At 47.7% G+C, this 5,445-nt stretch carries 5 protein-coding genes; all 5 read right to left on the bottom strand.

The window, feature by feature from the left end:
- The coding region (locus tag ENN47_00915; GenBank protein ID HDP76752.1) for a Gfo/Idh/MocA family oxidoreductase at positions 1 to 474 on the bottom strand (474 nt) is incomplete at its 3' end.
- A 39-nt stretch (positions 475 to 513) separates the two neighbouring features.
- Complete coding sequence (locus tag ENN47_00920) at positions 514 to 1,935, bottom strand: DUF4127 family protein (GenBank protein ID HDP76753.1); 1,422 nt, start codon at positions 1,933 to 1,935, stop codon at positions 514 to 516.
- Positions 1,932 to 3,260 (bottom strand): FAD-dependent oxidoreductase, encoded by a 1,329-nt coding sequence (locus ENN47_00925; protein HDP76754.1) that lies wholly within the window; start codon positions 3,258 to 3,260, stop codon positions 1,932 to 1,934. Before ENN47_00925 ends, ENN47_00920 begins: the two co-directional genes overlap by 4 nt.
- Before the next feature lie 16 nt (positions 3,261 to 3,276).
- Positions 3,277 to 4,158 carry a carbohydrate ABC transporter permease gene (locus ENN47_00930; protein ID HDP76755.1) on the bottom strand — a complete coding sequence of 294 codons (882 nt, stop codon included), beginning with the start codon at positions 4,156 to 4,158 and terminating at the stop codon, positions 3,277 to 3,279.
- Complete coding sequence (locus ENN47_00935) at positions 4,128 to 5,015, bottom strand: sugar ABC transporter permease (GenBank protein ID HDP76756.1); 888 nt, start codon at positions 5,013 to 5,015, stop codon at positions 4,128 to 4,130. Before ENN47_00935 ends, ENN47_00930 begins: the two co-directional genes overlap by 31 nt.
- Positions 5,016 to 5,445: the final 430 nt, after the last annotated feature.

A 5,445-nucleotide genomic window follows, 5' to 3' on the forward strand; every position in this document is an offset into this window, starting at 1 on the left:
AACCCAGAGAACGTCATTCAATCTGAAATAGGCGCTTACCGGGGTTCCGAGTTCCCCATCATCAAGCATCTGTTTGGCGACCGCAAATGGAGGACTCCATCTATTGTGAAGATCGGTCATTACCCTTATGTTGTTTGCCTTTACCGCCTTTGATATCCTGATCAGATCCTCCCTAGTTGTTGCAATTGGCTTCTCTACGAGGATATCCTTTCCGGCATTTGCGCAATCGACAACGATCTCACCATGAGCGAAGTCCGGTGTGACTACCGATACTGCATCAAAGTCAAGCCTATCTAGCATAAGGCGATGATCTTCAAATACATTTGGAGTTTCAAACTCTTCGGCAAATCTCTTTGCTCTTTCTCTGTCATGATCACAGATGCCAACTAGCTCAACTTCTGGATGCTCTCTATACAGGAATGCGTGAGTTCTTCCCCATACACCTGCGCCTACAATAGCTACTTTCTTCTTCACTAAGAGCCCCCCTTTTTTCTCGTTAAGAAGAGAGTTGATTCAGTCGATCTTGACTTCTATTTCGCATTCAAATGTCCTATCCCATGGAAGACTGAACTTCTCAATCGAGATCCGATTCTCTGAAGAGGAGAAATCATAGATGTCCAGTTTCCTCCCACGAATGAATCTCTCAAGGAACTCTTCTGCCTTCGGTAAGAAAACATCGTCTCTGAAGCTTTCAAAGAGTCCTTTGGACTTGCTAACCTTGTATACATCGCCACCGGATTCATCGATCGTTCTCTCCAGGGTATTTCTGAGAACCCCCTGGTAAAGATGGTCGTCAAGAAGCCGCGAGATATAAAACTCGGCGAGAGCCTTCTTTTTCACTTCACAGGAACCGGAAATCAAAGCCAGAGAGAGAAGAGTCCCCAGGCTGTTTGAAGCCGTATTCCAGGCAGAGTATCCCCAGACGTTCTTCAGCTCCAGCTCCAGATAAGCTTCAACAAAGGAAGGGTTGGACCCGTTTGGATAGAAGACGTCTAATATGAAGACCCTCTGCTTTCTCTTGCTCAGGTTCTTTAGCGCTTCAATCGAATCGGTTGTAGATGTTCCGGCTATCATAATGCCGGTTGTAGAATCTGAAGACTTTCTCATCCCTAGAAGCTTCATATGGGACTCTACGTTCTTGCCGAATTCTCGGTCCTCGAAATCCATGACCTTGTCCCTAGTTTTGGGGGAGTCATAGATGATATCGACAGGATATTCCCGATCTCGTCTGCAAGAAAGCAACTCCTGTATGGCTTCATCTGCGCCGTTATGTATGAAAACCCTATCTTCGATGTCAAAGTCATCTGCGATTCCTTCAAGTGTGTCCAGTTCTCTCTCCTGAGGGCCATGCTGGAAGGTATCTTCCTGGGCAAGCACAAGAAGATCTGCACAGCCGTCTTTGACGAGCCTGAGGCATTCCTTGTTTACTCGGTGATTTCTCAAGCGTAGTTCACGGTATCTGCTTACAAATCCTCTGGGTAGTTCGTCTTCTACGGTCTCGGCTTCTTTGATTCTTCCATGACCCGAGAGCCATAGATAGTTCTTGAGCATCGTCCATAGTTCCCTCGAGCCCGCCGATGAAACTGAGACCGACGCTCTCCTGACAATTGAAGAGAGCAGAATCTCGGCACTCGGTAGTCTTCTCCTCAGCTCTCTTACCGACCTCAGCCTTTCGAGAGCTGTCTCCGCGCTTATTCCCTCTTCCCTTGAGGCTATGAGACCGCCGTAAGACAGCATATCGACGGAGATTATGAATCTGTCTGCCTCTCTTGAAAGCATCCATCCAATCAATTCATCGCACTCTCCCGGCTTCATGTATCTTCCCAGCAAACCCTTTTTCGGGAGCTCGATCTCAAGACCTTTGAGATCTGCAATCTTGGAAACCAACTGGTAGTTCGGTGGCCTTTCATCCATTGGAACAACTACTGTCTTCAAAGAATTCCTCCCGTCTCGACTATCTCTCTCTGTATCAGATCAATGTTTACATCTCTGACAAGCTTTCTATGTTTCACGGCAAGTGCCGCAGAAATCCCTGCCGCCATACCGGTTGCAGTTGCCAGCGGGCTGGTCCTGACCGCAGAAAAGGCCGTATGATCGGCACTGATTGCTCTTCCGGCAAGAACAACATTACCTAAGCCCTTTGGAATGAGCGATCGCATGGGAATATGGTATTCGCCCGGGTATGGGATTGAGATCGTCTTCAGTTCTGCCGAACCGGGCAGATGAATATCGATCGGATACGACCCTACAGCAATAGCGTCGCCAAATGTTCTTCTATCAATCAAGTCACCAGTTCTCAAAACGTAATCTCCCACTATGTGGGTGGTCTCTCTCACCCCTATGTGACAGCCTGTCTGAACTAGAAATGAGTTTTTGAATCCGGGAATCTCTTTCTTGAGAAAGTCCATGAATCTCCAGACATCGGTGCTCCCGTGGGTCTGGGCTTCAGTTAGTTCTTTGCTCCTGTTGGCATAACCGGCGTATCTGGTGGTGTTCATGAATATCTGCCCGGGATGGTAGGGAACTTCGAAAAACAAAAGTCTGTCCCTTTTGAAATAGATTCCGTAGTCGTCAAGCCTTTTCATGAAACTGAAGAACCCGGCAATTCCCAGATAGCTCAGGTCGGTATGCTCATTGATGACGAAATCATCTCTGTACCTGGTAACATATGACACTATCTCTTCTCTATCAACGCCGCCGATTCTCATCACCAGAGTCATCGGCTGGCAGCTGGAAGGGCTTCCGTCTCCAATGTTGTAATAAGCACCGGCACGTATGGAAAAGTTTCCTTCACCGGTCGAATCCACAAAGACCTTTGCATTTATTCTATTCTCCTCACCGGTGCTCGCGGTTATTATGGTAGAGATCGAATCTCCATCTCTCGAAACATCAACGACGAGAGAGTTGAATAGAAAGTCAACACCTGCCTCTCTAAGCATCTCAATCAGTAATGACTTCATTTTCTCGGGATCGAATGGGGTGATTGATTTGACAAAGCCAATGGGATCATCTATGTGTCCGTAACTCCCACGCAATGAAACGAGCCTGTCGATGATCTCCTGTCCGATCCCGCCTATCACCTGTCTCTCAGATGAGTGAAATGTCATCATCGGGTTTACAAGGGCAGTAGTAAGAACTCCGCCGAATGACATGTCTTTCTCCAGAAGAAGCACTCTTACTCCTGTTCTGGAGGCAGCAATTGCCGCCGATACGCCAGCCACGCCGCCACCAACAACTACAACATCATAAACTAAATCCATTTCTTCACTTCCCAGTCTATTTGATTCCAGAACTCAAAGCGGTATCTGTGAAGTACCTTTGAAATACGAGAAACACAACAATCACTGGCGCGATAGAGATCGTTGTCGCAGCCATCAGAGGTCCCCAGTCGGCTGTGTACCTGTTCTTGAACACTTCCAGTCCCAGCTGTAGAGTCCTCATAGACCTGTCGCTCGTTACTACGAGGGGCCAGAGGAAATCATCCCAGGCCTGGGTGAATGTGAAGATTGCAAGGGCCGACATCGCTGGCTTTCCAAGCGGAAGAAAGATCTTCCTGAAGATTTTGAGTTCTGAGGCCCCATCGATCCTTGCCGCTTCAGAAAGTTCTTTAGGAAACTGCATATAGAATTGTCTCATTATGAAAACGCCAAATACAGTCATTATGTGTGGGATAACGAGACCGGCATATGTATTGAGAAGACCGGTGCCTCCCCTTCCGAGAATATCATTTCCGCCCACGAGCGGAAATGACTTCACCATAAGGAAAGTTGGAACCAGAGTTACCTGAACAGGTATCATCATAGTACTCAGCAGAAGGATGAACAAAACATTCTTCATAGGGAAATCAAGTCTGGCAAAAGCATAGCCCGCGAGCGAGCAAAACACGAGGTTGAACGTCATTGAAACAAGTGAGACAATTGCGCTGTTCATGAAATAGTTGCTGAAGCCTCTTGAGGTGAGTGCCGACTGATAATGTTCCAGAGTAATTGTCTTCGGTATGAACGTAGGCGGCCAGGTAAATAGCTCTGCGTTTGGCTTTAGCGAGGAGATTACCATCCAGAAGAAGGGCGATCCAAAAATAATCGCGGCAAGCGACAACAATAAGATCGTTCTCAGCTTGTTTCTCTTCATTCGAAGGCCTCCTTTTGTCGACGTGATCGGAAGCTGGCAACGGACAGGGTCATGATCATTATCCCAAGAACGAACGACATTGCACTCGCGTAGCCCATATCCATATAGTCGAAGGCGGCTCTGTATATGAGGAGCCCGACCGTTGTCGTAGACTGCAGCGGACCCCCTCCCGTCATGACGTACATCTCCGTGAAGGACTGAAGAGTGCTGATCATACCGACAATCAGTACATAGACATGAACCGGTCTTAGCAGAGGAAGGGTGATTTTGAAGAATCTTCGAATGGATGAGGCACCATCTATAGCTGCCGCTTCATACAGATTCTTAGATATCCCCTGAAGACCGGCCAGATAGATAAGCATGTTCCATCCTGCTCCCCTCCATATCCTCATAGCTACAATGGAGTGAAGGGCGGTGTTTGGATTCCTGAGAAAATTTACAGGGGGTATATTGAAAAGCGAAAGGAGGAAATTCAATATACCGATTTGAGGATCATAGAGCCAGATCCAGATCATGCTTGCCGCAACCATGGGAGTAATGACAGGAAGATAGTAGATCGCCCTGAAAATCCCGATTCCTTTTAGTCCGCTGTTTACTAGCAGGGCAAGCAGCAGAGAGAAAAGCATGTTTAGAGGCAGGACTTCAATTGAAAACTGAAAGGTCACCAGAACCGCTCTCCAGAACTCTGAGTCACCGAATATTCGGGCGTAATTCGCCAGGCCAATGAACCTTGCCTCTCCGAAGCCTGAGAATTTCGTAAGGCTCAGAAAGAGGGAGACAAATATCGGGACTATCTTGAAGATTAAGTTGTAAATCAGCACTGGCGCAATGAATATCAAGGCCGTTACTGCGATTCGCCTCTTGAGACTGCCCGCACCGCTCACGCTTCACCTCTTGGAAGATAAAGAGCCGGCAGATCCATTAGGAAAAGCCGGCCTTAGGTAATTACTTCAGTTTACTGATTTCCTCGGCCGCTCCGTCTAGCGCGTTCTTCGGAGTCATGACGCCCATAATTGCACGTTCGAGATACTTGGAGATAATATCTCTTGCCTGAACCCAGAACGGAACATTCGGATTTCCATAGGCATACTTCGAGCCTTCCACGAACTTCATCAGATTTGGATCATTCGCGATGTACTCTGCAACGACGCCTGACTGTCTTGGCGGCAGACTTCCAAGAGCCGTGTTTATAACAATAAGCGCATCCTTCGACGTCATGAAGGCAAGGGCCTTTGTTGTCGCTTCCAGGTCCTTCGTGCTGCTTGAAACCATGAAACCCGCGAATGAGTAGAAACCGGCTCTCCCATATCTTGC

This window comes from Mesotoga infera, from assembly GCA_011045915.1.
Classification (GTDB): Bacteria; Thermotogota; Thermotogae; order Petrotogales; family Kosmotogaceae; genus Mesotoga; species Mesotoga infera_D.

Coding starts and splice junctions, on each gene's coding strand:
- ENN47_00925 (HDP76754.1), bottom strand. CDS start 3,260: ATGGATTTAGTTTATGATGTTGTAGTTGTTGGTGGCGGCGTGGCTGGC.